We start from the raw sequence: 12,824 nt of genomic DNA on the forward strand, positions 1-12,824 counted from the left end.
GCGGATGTTCAACCGCCGGCGGGCGCCCGCACGATCCGGGTCATGGCCTGTTCGGCGGCGGCGCGGCCGGCGCGCCGCATCCCGTGAGCACGAGCAGGGCGAACGCGGCAGCGATCGGCCGTACAGAAGTCATCGGGTTCCCCGTCTCAGCGCAAATGATCATTCAGCGGCAAGACGCGGGGTCGACGGCTCCCGGATCCCTCCGGGGAGAATGACACGCATGGACACCAGGACGGCGCAGTGGGCGATCGGCGCGCGGCGGCTGGCCGTGACCGCCGGGAGTGTGGTCGGCAACCGGTACCCGGACAACTTCGACGTGCTGCACGTCGCCGCGGGACGGCCGCTCGCGGTGGTCGCCGACGGGATGGGCGACGGTCCGGGCAGCACGGCGGCCGGGCGTGCCACCGTGGAGGTCTTCACCCGGCACGCCGCGACCGGGCCGGCTGCCTTGCGCGCCGCCGTCGCCGAGGTCCAGATCGCCGTCCGCGAGGCGGGGCGGGCACAGGCCGGGCTGACCGGTTGCACGCTGACCGCCTTCGTCGGCGGCGACGACGGCGACGCCTGGATCGTGCAGCTCGGCGACTCCCGCGCCTACCGCCTGCGCGACGGCTGCTTCGAGCTGCTGACCAGTGATCACACCGCCGCCTGGCTGGGCGTTCTGAACGGCTGGTACGCCCCGGGCTCGCGCGAGGCCTACTACGACAGGCATCGCCTGACCCGCTATTGCGGCCATCCCGGCCTGCCCGAACCGGACCTGCTCAACGTCAGCGTGCGAGCAGGAGATCAATTGCTGATGTGTACGGACGGGGTCTCCGACCAGATCGACGACCGCGCCCTGGCCCGCCTGCTGGCCGACCGCGCCCCGGTCGAGTCCGTTCTCGATCAGACCCTGAGCAACGGCGGTGACGACAACGCCACCGCCGTCCTGATCGACGTCAGCTGACCGTCAGTCGCAGCGGGGGTAGGTTTCGCTCAGCGCGGCCTTGCAGTAGACCGTGCCGCCACCGGGGATCCGGATCCACTGCCCCTTCTTGATCTTGTTGTTGTTCCAGAAGAAGTCGTTGTAGTTGTACGTGAAGGCGTCCACGTCGACACTGTTCCCACCACGCAGGCCGCCCGGAGCGAGGTCGTTCTGCGTGCATTTGTACGTCGTGGTGGTGGTTCCCCGCCACTGCGCGCACTTGTTCGGCCCGGAGTTCCAGGTCTCGGTGGTCGTCATCTTGAACCGCGTGTTGTTGTTGACCCGGCCGCAACCGACATTGCCGGTACAACCCCCGGCCATGGCGCTCGACGGCGCGACGAACATCGAACCGGTGATCATCGTGACCGCTGCGGCCGCGAGTCCCGCGGCACGCCGGACGCTCGTGCGAGGCATCCGCCACTTCCTTTCCATGGTGCTTTCCATTCCGGCCCACGTCGTGGACCGAAATGGATCATGGCAAGGCCGGTCAACCCCACCGGCGGATCAAGGGCGGGGCGCGGTACGGGTCCAGGAGCGCTCGCCGCGTTTCGAGGTGGCGGCGACGCAGCGCGGGCAGATGTAGCCGATCCGGTCCTCGGCGGTGATCACGTCGGAGGCCCGGAAGTCGAACTTCACGTGCGGGAACCGGCGCAGCCGGGTACGGCTGAGCGCCAGCCCGCACAACGTCTGGTTCATGCCCGGCGTCCAGGCGTGCACCTCTCCCCCGGGCTGGCGGACGCCGTCGTCGTCCACGAACTCGCTCGACGCCGCGACCGATGCTGCTCTCGCTCGTGCCATGTCCGCGGGATTCCCGCTGCGCCGCCGCCTACACGCGGGCGTTTCGTCGATGGATCGCCGGGTAGGCGGGGGCGGTGACGACGACCGCATCCCGTACCACCCCGCTCACCCTGCCGGGCATCGTGCTCGGCGTCGGCCTGGGCGGCTTCCTCGACGGCATCCTGCTCCACCAGCTGCTGCAATGGCATCACCTGCTGACCAGCGAATACCCGGCGGACACGGTCGACGGGCTGAAGATGAACACGCTCGGCGACGGGCTGTTCCACACGGTCACCTGGCTGGCGGTCCTCGCCGGGATCGGGCTGCTGTACTCGCGGGTCACCGCGGACCGCGCCCGGGTGTGGCGCTCGCGGGAGCTGTGGGGCTGGATGCTCGTCGGCTGGGGCCTGTTCAACCTGGTCGAGGGCCTGATCGACCACCATCTGCTGGGAATCCACCATGTGCACGGCGGCCCGCATCAGCTGCTGTGGGATCTGGGGTTCCTGGCGCTCGGGGCGGTGCTGGTCGTCGTGGGCTGGCTGGTGCAGCGGCGGTGACGCACGGGCATCATCCGGACGGCGGGCTGCTGCTGCTCACCGTGGTGGCCGCGGCCGTCGGCTACGAGATCCTGGCCACGCTGTTCCCCGGCTGGTCCCGGTGGCGGACGCTGTCGTTCCTGAGCGGGACCGCGCTGCTGGCCACCGGCCTGACGCTGCAGTCCGGTGACTTCCGCACGCACATGCTGCAGCACCTGCTGATCGGGATGGTCGCGCCGCTGGCCCTGGTGCTGGGCGCGCCGGTGACCCTGCTGCTGCGGACCCTCCCCCGCCCGGCCGGGCGGGCCGCCGGGCGGATGCTGCGCAGCCGGTACGTGCACGTGGTGGCGCATCCGGTGGTGGCGCTGACCCTGAACGTGGGCGGGATCGTGCTGCTCTACTGCACTCCTCTGTACGCGGCGACGACCCGCGACCCGGGCCTGCACCTGCTGGTCCACGTGCACTTCCTGATGTCCGGGTACCTGTTCGCGTGGGTGGTGGCCGGCCCGGATCCGGCGCCGCGGCGTCCGCCCGTACCCCGCAGGCTGGTGATCCTCGGGGTCGCCGTCGCCTTCCACGCGACCTTCTCGCAGCTCATGTACGCCGGCGTCGGCATGGACCTGCCGGTTCCGGACGAGCAGCGGCGGGGCGGCGCCGAGCTGATGTATTACGGCGGTGACATCGCCGAACTCCTGCTCGCCGCCGCCCTCGTCGCGGGCTGGCGCCCGTCGCGTCAGGGGACGAAGAGGGCTCGGACGCAGCCGTCCTCCTTCTCCTTGAACATCTTGTAGCCCTTCGGGGCGTCGTCGAGCGGCATCACGTGCGTGGCCAGGTGCTCGGTCACCAGCTCTCCCTTGGCCATCCGGTCGAGGAGCATCGGGATGTAGCGCTGGCCGTGCATCTGCGCGCCGCGGACCGTCAGGCCCTTGTTCATCAGCGCGCCGAGCGGGAACTTGTCGACGAACCCAGCGTAGACGCCCAGCACGAACACCGAACCGCCCTTGCGGGCCGCGTGGATCGCGTCACGGACCGCGACCGGCCGGTCGGTCTGCAGCCGCAGTTGCTGCTTGAGCTGGTCGTACCCGAACTGCACACCCGGCGAGTGCGCCTCCATGCCGACCGCCTCGATGCACACGTCCGGGCCCCGGCCACCGCTGCGTTCCCGCAGCTCACCGGCGATGTCGTCGCTCTCGTAGTTCAGCGTCTCCGCGCCGGTGTGCCGCCGCACCTGGGCGAGCCGGTTCTCGATGCGGTCGATGACGATCACCCGGTCGGCGCCGAGCAGCTCCGCGGCGCGGGCGGCCATCTGACCGACCGCGCCGGCGCCCCACACCGCGACCACGTCGCCGGGCTGCACCCCGCCGAGATCGGCGCCCATCCAGCCGGTCGAGGCGGAGTCGGAGGCGAAGATGGCACGCTCGTCGCTGACGCCGTCGGGCACGGTGAACGCGCCGACGTCGGCGAACGGCACCCGGATGTACTCGGCGTGACTGCCGGCGTTACCGCCCATCGCGTGCGAGTACCCGAAGCAGCCGCTCGGCGCCTGCCCCCACAACGTCTCGGTGATGGCCGGGTTGGTGTTGCCGTTGTCGCAGAGCGAGAACAGTTTCTGGTCGCAGTACCAGCAGTTGCCGCACGAGATGAACGACGACACCACCACCCGGTCACCGACCCGGTGCCTCCGCACGTCCGGGCCCACCTCGACGACCTCGCCGAGGAACTCGTGGCCGAGCACGTCCCCCTTCTCCATGAACGGGATGTAGCCGCCGATCAGGTGCAGGTCGGACCCGCAGGTGACAGTCTTGGTGACCTTGACGATGATGTCGCCGGGATTACGCAGCTCCGGGTCGGGGACGGTGCCGACGGCGAGCTTGTTCACTCCCTGCCACTGCAGCGCCTTCACAGCAGACCCCCCTCCCGGCCGTGCTGCGTCACCGTCTGCAACGGTCGGTTCAGCAGCGTCGATGTGGTCGCCGGCGGGCCGGACGGCAGCAGCACGTCACCGGCCTCCAGCAGTGAACGGGTCTCCCGCAGCGCGCGCCGGACCTCGCCGTCGGTGACGTCGGAGCCTTCGGGAATGCGCACGGCGATCTCGGTCCCGCGGCCGCCGGGGGCCGCCGCCAGCCGGATCTCCACCCGGTCGGCGACCTCCTTGAGCGAACCCGGTAGCTGCGTCACCTCCAGCTCGGCCAGTGGCCGGTACACCGTGATCACATGTCGTTGGCGTTTCGCCGGGCTGCTGCGCTTGGCTGCCACCGCGGCGGCGGCGCCGGCGGCGAGCGGCCCGACGATCAAAAGAATCTTTCCGGTACGGCCCATGGCTGCCACATACCACCCCCGCACTCCGCTAAACGGTTATCGTCGTGATCGATGAGTGCCGACAACACGGTGCCGGTGATCGCCGGCTTCTTCCCCGACCCGTCCATCTGCCGGTCCGGCGACGACTACTACGTGGTCTGCTCCAGCTGTGAGTACTCACCAGGCGTCCCGATCCTCCACAGCCGGGACCTGTACCGCTGGGAACAGATCGGCAACGTGCTCGCCGGCCCGGTCGCCCCGGCCGCGTCCCAGGGCGTCTACGCGCCGACGATCCGCCACCACGGCGGCCGGTTCTGGATGGTCACCACCGATGTCGGGCGGCTGCGCGACGGGCATCTGATCACCCACGCCGAACGCCCGGAAGGCCCGTGGAGCGAGCCCGTCCTCGTGACCGGCACGTTCGGCATCGACCCCGACCTGGCCTGGGACGACGACGGCACCTGCTATCTGACGTACGCGTCGTTCCAGGAGGGCGGCGGCATCGTGCAACTCCGGGTCGACCCGGAGACCGGCAAGGCGCTCAGCGACACCTACCCGGTGTGGCGGGGCACCGGGCTGCAGAACACCGAGGCGCCGCACCTGTACCAGGTGGACGGGTACTGGTATCTGCTGGTCGCCGAAGGTGGCACCGAACGCGGCCACGCCGTCACGATCGCCCGCGGTCCCGCCCCGGAGGGCCCGTTCGAGGCGTGCCCGGCGAACCCGATCCTGTCGCACCGCAGCACCGGTCACCCGGTGCAGAACACCGGGCACGCCGACCTGGTGCAGGCTGCCGACGGGTCCTGGTTCGCGGTCTTCCTGGGGGTACGGCCGCGCGGCTTCACGCCGGGATACCACGTCAACGGGCGGGAGACGTTCCTCGCCCGGGTCGAGTGGCGGGACGGCTGGCCGGTGTTCCTCGACCCGGATCCGGTGGTCACCCCGGTCGACCACTCGTTCACCGACGACTTCACCGGGCCGGCGCTCCATCCACGGTGGATCACCCCCGGCGACGACCTGTTGTGCGTACGGGCCCGCGACGCGCACTGGACCGCCGAGGCGACGTTCGACCGCACCTCCTCGCCGTCGCGTCTCGTCCTGCGTCTCGACGACCGTCACTGGTACGGCCTGATCCTCGACGCGGGCCGGGTCGACGCTGTGGCCCGCATCGGCGACCTGGAACAGACCGTCGCCTCGGTTCCCGCCTTCTCGCACCGTGCCTCCTCCCCTGCTGCCGGCGGCGCCCCGCTGACGCTGCGGATATCGGCGGTGGAGCACGCGCACGCCGGCGAACCGAACGTGTCCGCCGGACCCGACCACATCGTGCTGTCCGCCGACGGGATCGAGCTGGCCCGGCTCGACGGCAGGTACCTGTCCACCGAGGTCGCGGGCGGCTTCACCGGCCGGGTCATCGGGCTCACCGGGGCGCGGCATTTCTCGTACACCTCGGAGGGGTTGAAGTGACCGAATTCCATCAGGTGCTGCGCGGCCGGCGGATGGTCCGCAACTACGCGGACGAACCGGTGTCCCGCGACGTGCTGGAACGGGTCGAAGGCGGCGAGGAGATCCCGTGGCCGGTGCCGTTCTGGTGGTTCGACTCCGGCGCGCTGTTCGCCCTGCTCCAGCTCGCCGTCGCCAACGAGGGCCTGGCCAGCGGTTTCTACAGCCCCGCCCGCCCGGAGGAACTGGCCGCCCTGTCCGCTGTCGCCGGCCTGCCCGGTGACGTGGCGCTGGCCGGCGTGCTGACGGTCGGCCATCCCGCCGACGACCCGGCCGTCCCGGCCGCCAAACTGGCCGCCCGCCGCAAACCCATCGAGGACCTCGTCTCCTGGCTCTGACACACATGGACCGGCGTCGCTATCGTGACCGCCATGACGGGGGATGCTTTCGAGGTCGTGCTGCGCGGTTACGACCGTTTCCAGGTGGAACAGTTTCTCGCCGAGGCTGACGCGGCTGTCGCCTCGTCCGACGAGCGGCTCCGGTCGTCCGTGCGGAAGGAACTGGAGAGCGCCGACTTCACCATCGTGCTGCGTGGCTATGACCGGGCCCTGGTCGACGCCGCTGTCCAGGACCGTCTGGCCGCGCTCGGGCCGGCCCCGGCCGTGCCGCCGGTCGCCCCCGGCCCGGCCGCTTTCCGCGTGGTGCTGCGCGGTTACGACCGGATCCAGGTGGACACCGCCCTCGCCCAGGCCGCCGAGGCGACCCGATCCGACGAGGCCGCCATCCGTTACGCGGCCCGCAAGACGCTGCGCGCCACCAGTTTCGCGGTCCGTCTCCGGGGCTACGACCGCGCCCAGGTCGATCATGCCGTCGCCGAAGCCGTCCACCGCCTCAGCTGACGCCTCGGAAACGGGGCGCCCGCCATCAATCCACACCGGCGGCCTCACCGGTGTTCCAGAGCGAGGCGGGGCAGGCGGCGGGCGAGGCCGGAAGGAAGCCACCACGCGCGAGCGCCGAAGAGGTGCATCACGGCCGGGAGCAGCAGGCAGCGGATGACGACGGCGTCGATCAGGACGGCGACGGCCAGGCCGAGACCGAACTGCTGGAGCATCCGGTCCGGGAAGAGCAGGAACGAACCGAAGACCACGACCATGATGGCGGCGGCCGCCGTGACGACGCGGCCGGTGGTGGCCAACCCCTCGCGGACGGCATGGGCGGCGTCGCGGCTCCGCTCCCACTCCTCGTGCATGCGCGCCAGCAGGAACACCTCGTAGTCCATCGACAGCCCGAAGACGATCGCGAAGATCATCACGGGGACGAACGCCTCGATCGGCCCGGCCGGCACGCCGAACGCGCCGTTCTGGAACACCAGGATCATCACGCCCAGGGCCGCGCCGACGCTGAGCAGGTTGAGCAGGGCTGCCTTCACCGGGATCACGATCGACCGGAACAGCACGAGCAGCAGCAATGCCGACAGCCCCACCACGACGGCGACGAACAGCGGCAGCCGGCTGGCGAAGGCCCCGGAGACGTCGACCACGGCCGCGGTCGGGCCACCGACCAGCACCGTGACACCGTTGTCCCGAGCGACCGGCCCGAGCACGTCGTCCCGGAGGGTCGCGACGAGATCGCTGGTCGCCTCGTCCTGCGGCGCCGACTCCGGAAAGGCGACGACAGTGGCGACGTCGCCACCCGGAGCGGGGATCGGCGGGGTGGCCGAGGCGATCCCGGGGGTGTTGAGCAGTGCCTGCCGGACCGCCCCGGCGGCGACATCAGCCGATGCCGTCCCGCCCTCGGGTGGAACCCCGCCACCGGCGTCCACCACGACGACGAGGGGGCCATTGACGCCGGGACCGAAACCGGTGGCGAGAAGGTGGTATGCCCGGGTGCTGGTCTTGGTCTCCGCATCGGTGCCGGCGTCAGCGAAGCCGAGCCGCATGTCCAGAACCGGCACGCAGAGGGCGCCGAGGAAGATCAGCGGCAACAGTGCCGCCGGCCAGGGCCGGCGCGCGACCGCATCACTCCACCGGCGCCACCAGCTGCCTTCACCACGGCTGCCGTCCTCCTGAGACGCGCCCTCGAGGCTGCCGCGCTGGTGGGCGCGGCGGCGGATCAGGGTGCGCTCCAGCCGGGGGCCGAACAGACTGAGCAGGGCCGGGAGCAGGACCAGAGCGGAGAGCATGGTGACCAGGACGGTCACGGCCAGCGCCACCGCGACTCCCTGGAGCGCGCCGAGACCGATGAGGATCAGTCCGAGAAGCGCGATGATCACGGTCGTTCCGGCGAAGAAGACGGTGCGGCCGGCAGTGTCCAAGGCGGTGCGGATCGCCGTCTCGCGGTCGGCGCCGTCGGCCACCTCGCCGCGGAAGCGGGACAGGACCAGCAGCGCGTAGTCGATGCCCACACCGAGGCCGACCAGCACGACCAGCGGGGTGGTGAAGTCGGCGACCGTCGCCACGTGCGAGGCCAGCGCGACCAGCCCGATCGCGGTCCCCACCGCGAACACCGCGATCACGATCGGCAGGCTCGCCGCCAGCAGCGACCCGAAGAGCAGGACCAGCACGATCAGCGCGGCGAGCAGCCCCGCGCCCTCGGCGGGCCCGCCTTCGCTCTCCTCCGCGGTCCGCACGGCGTCACCGCCGACCTCGACAGTGAGACCATCGGCGGCGGCCGTGCCGGGGCTGCCGCCGCCCTCCGCTCCGCTGCGCCCGCCGGGGCCGGGAGAGCCGGTGGACGTGGCCGCTGACCGCGCGGTGTCGACGATCGTGCGGATGTCGCTGGAGGGGATCTGCTCGCCGGTGGCGTCGAGGGCGACCGACGCGTATCCGATGGCGCCGTCAGCGGAGATCGCCGTAGGCGGCGCTCCGCCCGTTGGGTAAGGGCCGACCACCTCGGCCACGTGTGGCAACCCGCGCACCTCGGCCAGCATCGCCTCGACACGGGCGCGAGTGGCCGGCCGGTCGAGACCACCGGGATCCTGGAGCACGATCTGCAGGGTCTCCCCCGCCCGGGCCGGCGCACGTTGGCTGAGCAGGTCCTGCGCCGCCTGTGACTCCGCTCCGGGCAGGGTGAAATCGTTGCGGAAGTCGGTGCCCGCCACGCTCGCGCCGGTCGTGGCGGCGGCCAGCACGAGCACCCAGAGAAGCAGCGCGGTCCAGCGGTGCCGCCCGGACCAGCCGGCCAGGCGCTCGAACACACTGCCTCGCGCCTTCCGGGTCGAGGGTTCGGCCGTTCGCGTCATGGGAGTCCTTCCGTGGAGAAGCGGAGCTCACCAGCGCCGTCGGGAGCGCCAGAGGGTTGCGGAAGGTGACGTTATGGAGGGCGGGCGCTGCGCCGAAACCTCCTGGAGGGGGCTCCCCATCTACCCCCACAGGGGGACGGCGGATGCTCCCGCTGAGGGATCCGCCGGAGCGTCCGCCGCCCGTACGCTGGCTCCCGTGGCAGCGAAGTTGAGTGCACGGGGACAGGCCGCGGTCGATGCCGCGGTCGCCATGGCCGCGATGATCTTCACGATCGGGATGCTCGACGAGGGCGGTCTCGGGTCGTCCGAGCCGGGCTTCCATACCCTCGACGGCGCCGGGCTGCTGCTGGCGGTCCTGTCGACGGCGCCGCTGGTCGCCGTGCGCCGCTTCCCCTATCTGATCTGGGCGGTCACGGCGGCGGCGTCATTGGCGCTGGTCGGCGGCGGCTACGGCCTGGACGTCCCGCCCGGCCCGCTGATCGCCACCTACACCCTCGCCGAGGCGGTCGGTGGCGGGGCGACGCCGCGACGGCAGCTCGTGGCCGGGCTGAGCGTCGTGGCCTACGTGCCGGTGTCGATGATCCTCATGGTCGGCGACGGGAAGTCGCTGACCGGGATGTCCCCCGGGCTGTTCGCCTGGGTGGCGATGTTCTCCCTGGTCTGGATCGCCGGCGACCGCAGCCGGCTGCGGCGGGAGCGGATCGCCGAGTTGGAGGTGACCGCGCGCCTGCGGGAGACCGACGTGCAGCGGCAGCGCCGGCTCGCCGCCGCCGAGGAACGCACCCGGATCGCCCGGGAGCTGCACGATTCGGCCGGCCATGCGATCAACGTGATCCTGGTGCAGGCGGGCGCGGCACGGCTGCTGCACGAGCGGGATCCGGAGCAGTCGCGGCGGGCGATCGCGACGATCGAGGAGGTCGCGCACGCCACGATCGAGGACATCGACCGCCTGGTCAAGGCGTTGCGCACCGGCTCCGAGCCGGATCAGCCGGTGCCCGCCGGGACGGGCGCGCTGGAGGATCTGGTGGACCGGCACCGGGCGAGCGGCCTGGCGGTGGCGGCGACGTTCGACGGGGCGCCACGCGGGCTGCCGAGCGGGGTGGCCTGGGCGGCCTACCGGATTCTGCAGGAGGCGCTGACGAACGCGGCCCGGCACGGTTCCGGAACCGCTGAGGTGCGGATGTCGTACGGGATGGAGGCCGTCGACATCGAGGTCAGCAACCCGGTCGGCGACGGTGGCCGGACCGGCAGCGGCCTGGGGATCGTCGGTATGCGCGAGCGGGCCGCACTGCTCGACGGCGACCTTGACGCCGGCCCCGGCACGGGAGACGGTGTGTTCCGGCTGCGGGCCCGCCTGCCGTACGCCGCGGCCGGAGCCCTGACGTGACCGGGCAGCCGCTGCGGGTGCTGATCGTCGACGACGACGATCTGATGCGGGCCGGGCTGCGGGCGGTCCTCTCCAGCGACGACTCGATCATCGTGATCGGCGAGGCGGCCGACGGGCGGGAGGCGGTGGAGCTGGCGCGGCGGACAGCGCCGGACGTGGCGCTGATGGATGTGCGGATGCCGCAGCTGGACGGCGTCGCCGCGACCCGGCAGCTGGCCGCGGCCGCGCCGGACGTGCGGGTGCTGATCCTGACGACGTTCGAGGACGACGACTACATCTTCGGGGCGCTCACGGCGGGCGCGTCCGGGTTCCTGCTCAAGCGCACCCGGCCGGAGCAGCTGATCGAGGCGATCCATACCGTCGCGGCCGGTGACTCGCTGTTGTCGCCATCGGTGACGCGTACCGTGATCGATCGGATGGCCGCCGCCGCGCCACCCGACCCGGTGGCCGCCGAGCAGCGCCTCCGCGAGCTGACCGCCCGGGAGCGGGACGTGTTGCGGCTGGTCGCGCGCGGCCGGTCGAACCTGGAGATCGCCGGCGAGCTGTTCGTCGAGGAGTCGACGGTCAAGACCCACCTGAAGCGGGTCATGGGCAAGCTCGGCCTCCGCGACCGGGCCCAGGCGGTGATCCTGGCGTATGAGACCGGTCTGGTCCGCCCGGGCGCCGCGCGCTGACCGTCGCCGGCGCTCCGCGGTATCGCTCAGTCGGCCGGTTCGGGGACCGCGCCGTCGTCGGTCTTGGTGTCGTCGGGGCGGTCCCGGTCGGTGGTCGGCTTCTTCTCCTCGTCGTCACGGTGGGGCACGTCCTGGAGGTCGATCGGCCGCCCGAAGTCGGGTTGCGCGGCCGATTCGATGGGGCTGTCGGTCATGCCCTCCGGGTACCCGCCTCAGCTCGGAGCATGCGATTTCGCGACGGTCAGCAGCACGACGCTGTCCTCGAGTGCTTCCAGGGCGTGCCGGGCGGCCGGGATCACCAGCAGGTCGCCGCTGGTCCCGTCCACGGTCTCGGGTCCGGCGATCAGGCGGACGTGACCCTGCAGGACGTGCAGGGTCGCTTCGCCGGGGCTGTCGTGCTCGTCCAATCTGCGGCCACCGGCCAGCGCGATCAGCGTCTGGCGCAGCGCGGCGTCGTGGCCGCCGTGCACGGTGTGCGCGCTGCGCCCGGATCCGGCCTGACGGGCGATGCCGAGCTGCTGCCCGGCGAGGGCGGTGAGGGAGGTCGTCTGCATGGCGTTCCTTTCCTACGGCGAGGCCGGGGCCCGGCCGGGCCCGGTGTGGGCAGGCCCGGCCGGAACCCGCACCGGCAAGCCTGCCTGGGCCGGGACGGGCCCGCCGCTGCCATAGGTCATGCGGCGGCGGGCCGCAGGTCCTACCAGGAAGCCTTCCGGACGCCGGGCAGCTCGCCACGCAAGGCCAGCTCGCGGAAACGGACCCGGGACAACCCGAAGCGGGTCAGCACGCCGCGCGGGCGGCCGTCGATCTGGTCGCGGCTGCGCTGCCGGGACGGGCTGGAGTCGCGGGGCAGGGAGGCGAGCGCCCGTACGGCGGCAGCCCGGGTCTCCGGGTCGGTGGCCGGAGCGGAGATCGCCCGTTTCAGTGCGGCGCGCCGGGCAGCGTAGCGGGCGGCCAGCTCGGCGCGGCGTTTCTCGCGTTCGGTCAGTCCACGGCGGGCCATCAGCGGACCTCGAGGGAGCGGTCCGGGCGGAAGCCGTCCGCGCGGAAGTCGACGTCCCCGCGGGCCATCAGCGGTCCTCCCGGAAGTCGACGTGCCGGCGGACCATCGGGTCGTATTTGCGCAGGACCAGCCGGTCGGGATCGTTGCGGCGGTTCTTGCGGGTGACGTACGTGTAGCCGGTCCCGGCGGTGCTGCGCAGCTTGATCACCGGGCGGACGTCGGTACTCCTGGCCATCAGACACGCACCCCGCGGGCGTGCAGCCGGGCGACGACGGCGTCGATCCCGTCCCGGTCGATGATCTTCAGGCCGGTGGTGCTGACGTTCAGGCGGACGGTGCGGCCGTCGGCGAGGCGGAAGCGGCGGCGCTGGACATTCGGGTTCCAGCGGCGGCGGGTACGGCGGTGGGAGTGCGACACGGCGTTGCCGAAGCTGGGCTTCGCGCCGGTCACGTCACAGACGAAAGACATGGTGGCGACTTTACAATGAAAATCGTTTCCAACAAGATGGGG

At 71.8% G+C, this 12,824-nt stretch carries 18 protein-coding genes; 8 read left to right on the top strand and 10 right to left on the bottom strand.

The genetic code is table 11. The features are described 5' to 3' along the window. Nucleotides 1-220 precede the first annotated feature (220 nt). The gene (locus tag ACZ3II_RS30705) at nt 221-943 is read left to right on the top strand and encodes a PP2C family protein-serine/threonine phosphatase (RefSeq protein ID WP_465521771.1); all 723 of its coding nucleotides are present in this window, start codon (nt 221-223) and stop codon (nt 941-943) included. Nucleotides 944-946: 3 nt separating this feature from the next. Here ACZ3II_RS30705 and ACZ3II_RS30710 read toward each other — a convergent pair whose 3' ends face one another. Together ACZ3II_RS30710 and ACZ3II_RS30715 are read right to left on the bottom strand one after the other, a co-directional pair. Beyond that, nucleotides 947-1,375, bottom strand: coding sequence for a hypothetical protein (locus ACZ3II_RS30710; protein ID WP_465521773.1), 429 nt, complete (start codon nt 1,373-1,375; stop codon nt 947-949). A 90-nt stretch (nt 1,376-1,465) separates the two neighbouring features. Beyond that, nucleotides 1,466-1,759, bottom strand: coding sequence for a hypothetical protein (locus tag ACZ3II_RS30715; RefSeq protein ID WP_465521774.1), 294 nt, complete (start codon nt 1,757-1,759; stop codon nt 1,466-1,468). Between the two features lie 74 nt (nt 1,760-1,833). Between ACZ3II_RS30715 and ACZ3II_RS30720 the strand changes: the two genes are divergently transcribed. Together ACZ3II_RS30720 and ACZ3II_RS30725 are read left to right on the top strand one after the other, a co-directional pair. After that, a complete protein-coding gene (locus ACZ3II_RS30720) occupies nt 1,834-2,295 on the top strand; it encodes a DUF2243 domain-containing protein (protein WP_465521775.1) in 462 nt (153 codons plus the stop codon). Beyond that, nucleotides 2,292-3,065, top strand: coding sequence for a cytochrome c oxidase assembly protein (locus tag ACZ3II_RS30725; RefSeq protein WP_465521777.1), 774 nt, complete (start codon nt 2,292-2,294; stop codon nt 3,063-3,065). Before ACZ3II_RS30720 ends, ACZ3II_RS30725 begins: the two co-directional genes overlap by 4 nt. Here ACZ3II_RS30725 and ACZ3II_RS30730 read toward each other — a convergent pair. Beyond that, entirely contained in the window at nt 3,008-4,177 is a 1,170-nt protein-coding gene (locus ACZ3II_RS30730; RefSeq protein WP_465521779.1) for a zinc-dependent alcohol dehydrogenase, read from the bottom strand. The genes ACZ3II_RS30725 and ACZ3II_RS30730 overlap by 58 nt on opposite strands. Continuing rightward, a complete protein-coding gene (locus tag ACZ3II_RS30735; protein ID WP_465521781.1) occupies nt 4,174-4,593 on the bottom strand; it encodes a hypothetical protein in 420 nt (139 codons plus the stop codon). Before ACZ3II_RS30735 ends, ACZ3II_RS30730 begins: the two co-directional genes overlap by 4 nt. Nucleotides 4,594-4,644: 51 nt before the next feature. Between ACZ3II_RS30735 and ACZ3II_RS30740 the strand changes: the two genes are divergently transcribed. From ACZ3II_RS30740 to ACZ3II_RS30750, 3 genes are read left to right on the top strand one after another with little or no spacing between them, the layout of a single operon-like run. After that, complete coding sequence (locus tag ACZ3II_RS30740; RefSeq protein ID WP_465521783.1) at nt 4,645-6,036, top strand: glycoside hydrolase family 43 protein; 1,392 nt, start codon at nt 4,645-4,647, stop codon at nt 6,034-6,036. After that, nucleotides 6,033-6,410 carry a nitroreductase family protein gene (locus ACZ3II_RS30745; RefSeq protein ID WP_465521785.1) on the top strand — a complete coding sequence of 126 codons (378 nt, stop codon included), beginning with the start codon at nt 6,033-6,035 and terminating at the stop codon, nt 6,408-6,410. Before ACZ3II_RS30740 ends, ACZ3II_RS30745 begins: the two co-directional genes overlap by 4 nt. A 33-nt stretch (nt 6,411-6,443) precedes the next feature. Then, nucleotides 6,444-6,911: a hypothetical protein gene (locus tag ACZ3II_RS30750; RefSeq protein ID WP_465521787.1), complete on the top strand. Its 468-nt coding sequence runs from the start codon at nt 6,444-6,446 to the stop codon at nt 6,909-6,911. 44 nt (nt 6,912-6,955) lie between these two features. Here the strand turns inward: ACZ3II_RS30750 and ACZ3II_RS30755 are convergent, their stop codons facing one another. Continuing rightward, on the bottom strand, nt 6,956-9,208 hold the full coding sequence (locus ACZ3II_RS30755; protein WP_465521789.1) for an MMPL family transporter: 2,253 nt from the start codon (nt 9,206-9,208) through the stop codon (nt 6,956-6,958). 241 nt (nt 9,209-9,449) lie between these two features. Between ACZ3II_RS30755 and ACZ3II_RS30760 the strand changes: the two genes are divergently transcribed. Continuing rightward, nucleotides 9,450-10,640, top strand: coding sequence for a sensor histidine kinase (locus ACZ3II_RS30760; RefSeq protein WP_465521791.1), 1,191 nt, complete (start codon nt 9,450-9,452; stop codon nt 10,638-10,640). Then, complete coding sequence (locus ACZ3II_RS30765) at nt 10,637-11,314, top strand: response regulator (RefSeq protein ID WP_465521793.1); 678 nt, start codon at nt 10,637-10,639, stop codon at nt 11,312-11,314. Before ACZ3II_RS30760 ends, ACZ3II_RS30765 begins: the two co-directional genes overlap by 4 nt. Before the next feature lie 26 nt (nt 11,315-11,340). Here the strand turns inward: ACZ3II_RS30765 and ACZ3II_RS30770 are convergent, their stop codons facing one another. The 5 genes from ACZ3II_RS30770 to rpmB form a co-directional block, all read right to left on the bottom strand. Then, the gene (locus tag ACZ3II_RS30770) at nt 11,341-11,508 is read right to left on the bottom strand and encodes a hypothetical protein (RefSeq protein WP_465521795.1); all 168 of its coding nucleotides are present in this window, start codon (nt 11,506-11,508) and stop codon (nt 11,341-11,343) included. An 18-nt stretch (nt 11,509-11,526) separates the two neighbouring features. After that, nucleotides 11,527-11,868 (bottom strand): cupin domain-containing protein, encoded by a 342-nt coding sequence (locus ACZ3II_RS30775; RefSeq protein ID WP_465521797.1) that lies wholly within the window; start codon nt 11,866-11,868, stop codon nt 11,527-11,529. 140 nt (nt 11,869-12,008) lie between these two features. Beyond that, complete coding sequence (gene rpsN, locus ACZ3II_RS30780) at nt 12,009-12,314, bottom strand: 30S ribosomal protein S14 (RefSeq protein WP_465521799.1); 306 nt, start codon at nt 12,312-12,314, stop codon at nt 12,009-12,011. A 67-nt stretch (nt 12,315-12,381) separates the two neighbouring features. Then, nucleotides 12,382-12,549, bottom strand: coding sequence for a 50S ribosomal protein L33 (rpmG, locus tag ACZ3II_RS30785; RefSeq protein WP_465521801.1), 168 nt, complete (start codon nt 12,547-12,549; stop codon nt 12,382-12,384). After that, nucleotides 12,549-12,782 (bottom strand): 50S ribosomal protein L28, encoded by a 234-nt coding sequence (gene rpmB / locus ACZ3II_RS30790; RefSeq protein ID WP_465521803.1) that lies wholly within the window; start codon nt 12,780-12,782, stop codon nt 12,549-12,551. The genes rpmG and rpmB overlap by 1 nt, the downstream gene beginning before the upstream one ends. Between the last annotated feature and the right edge of the window lie 42 nt (nt 12,783-12,824).

This window comes from Actinoplanes sp. NPDC019969 (assembly GCF_055562375.1).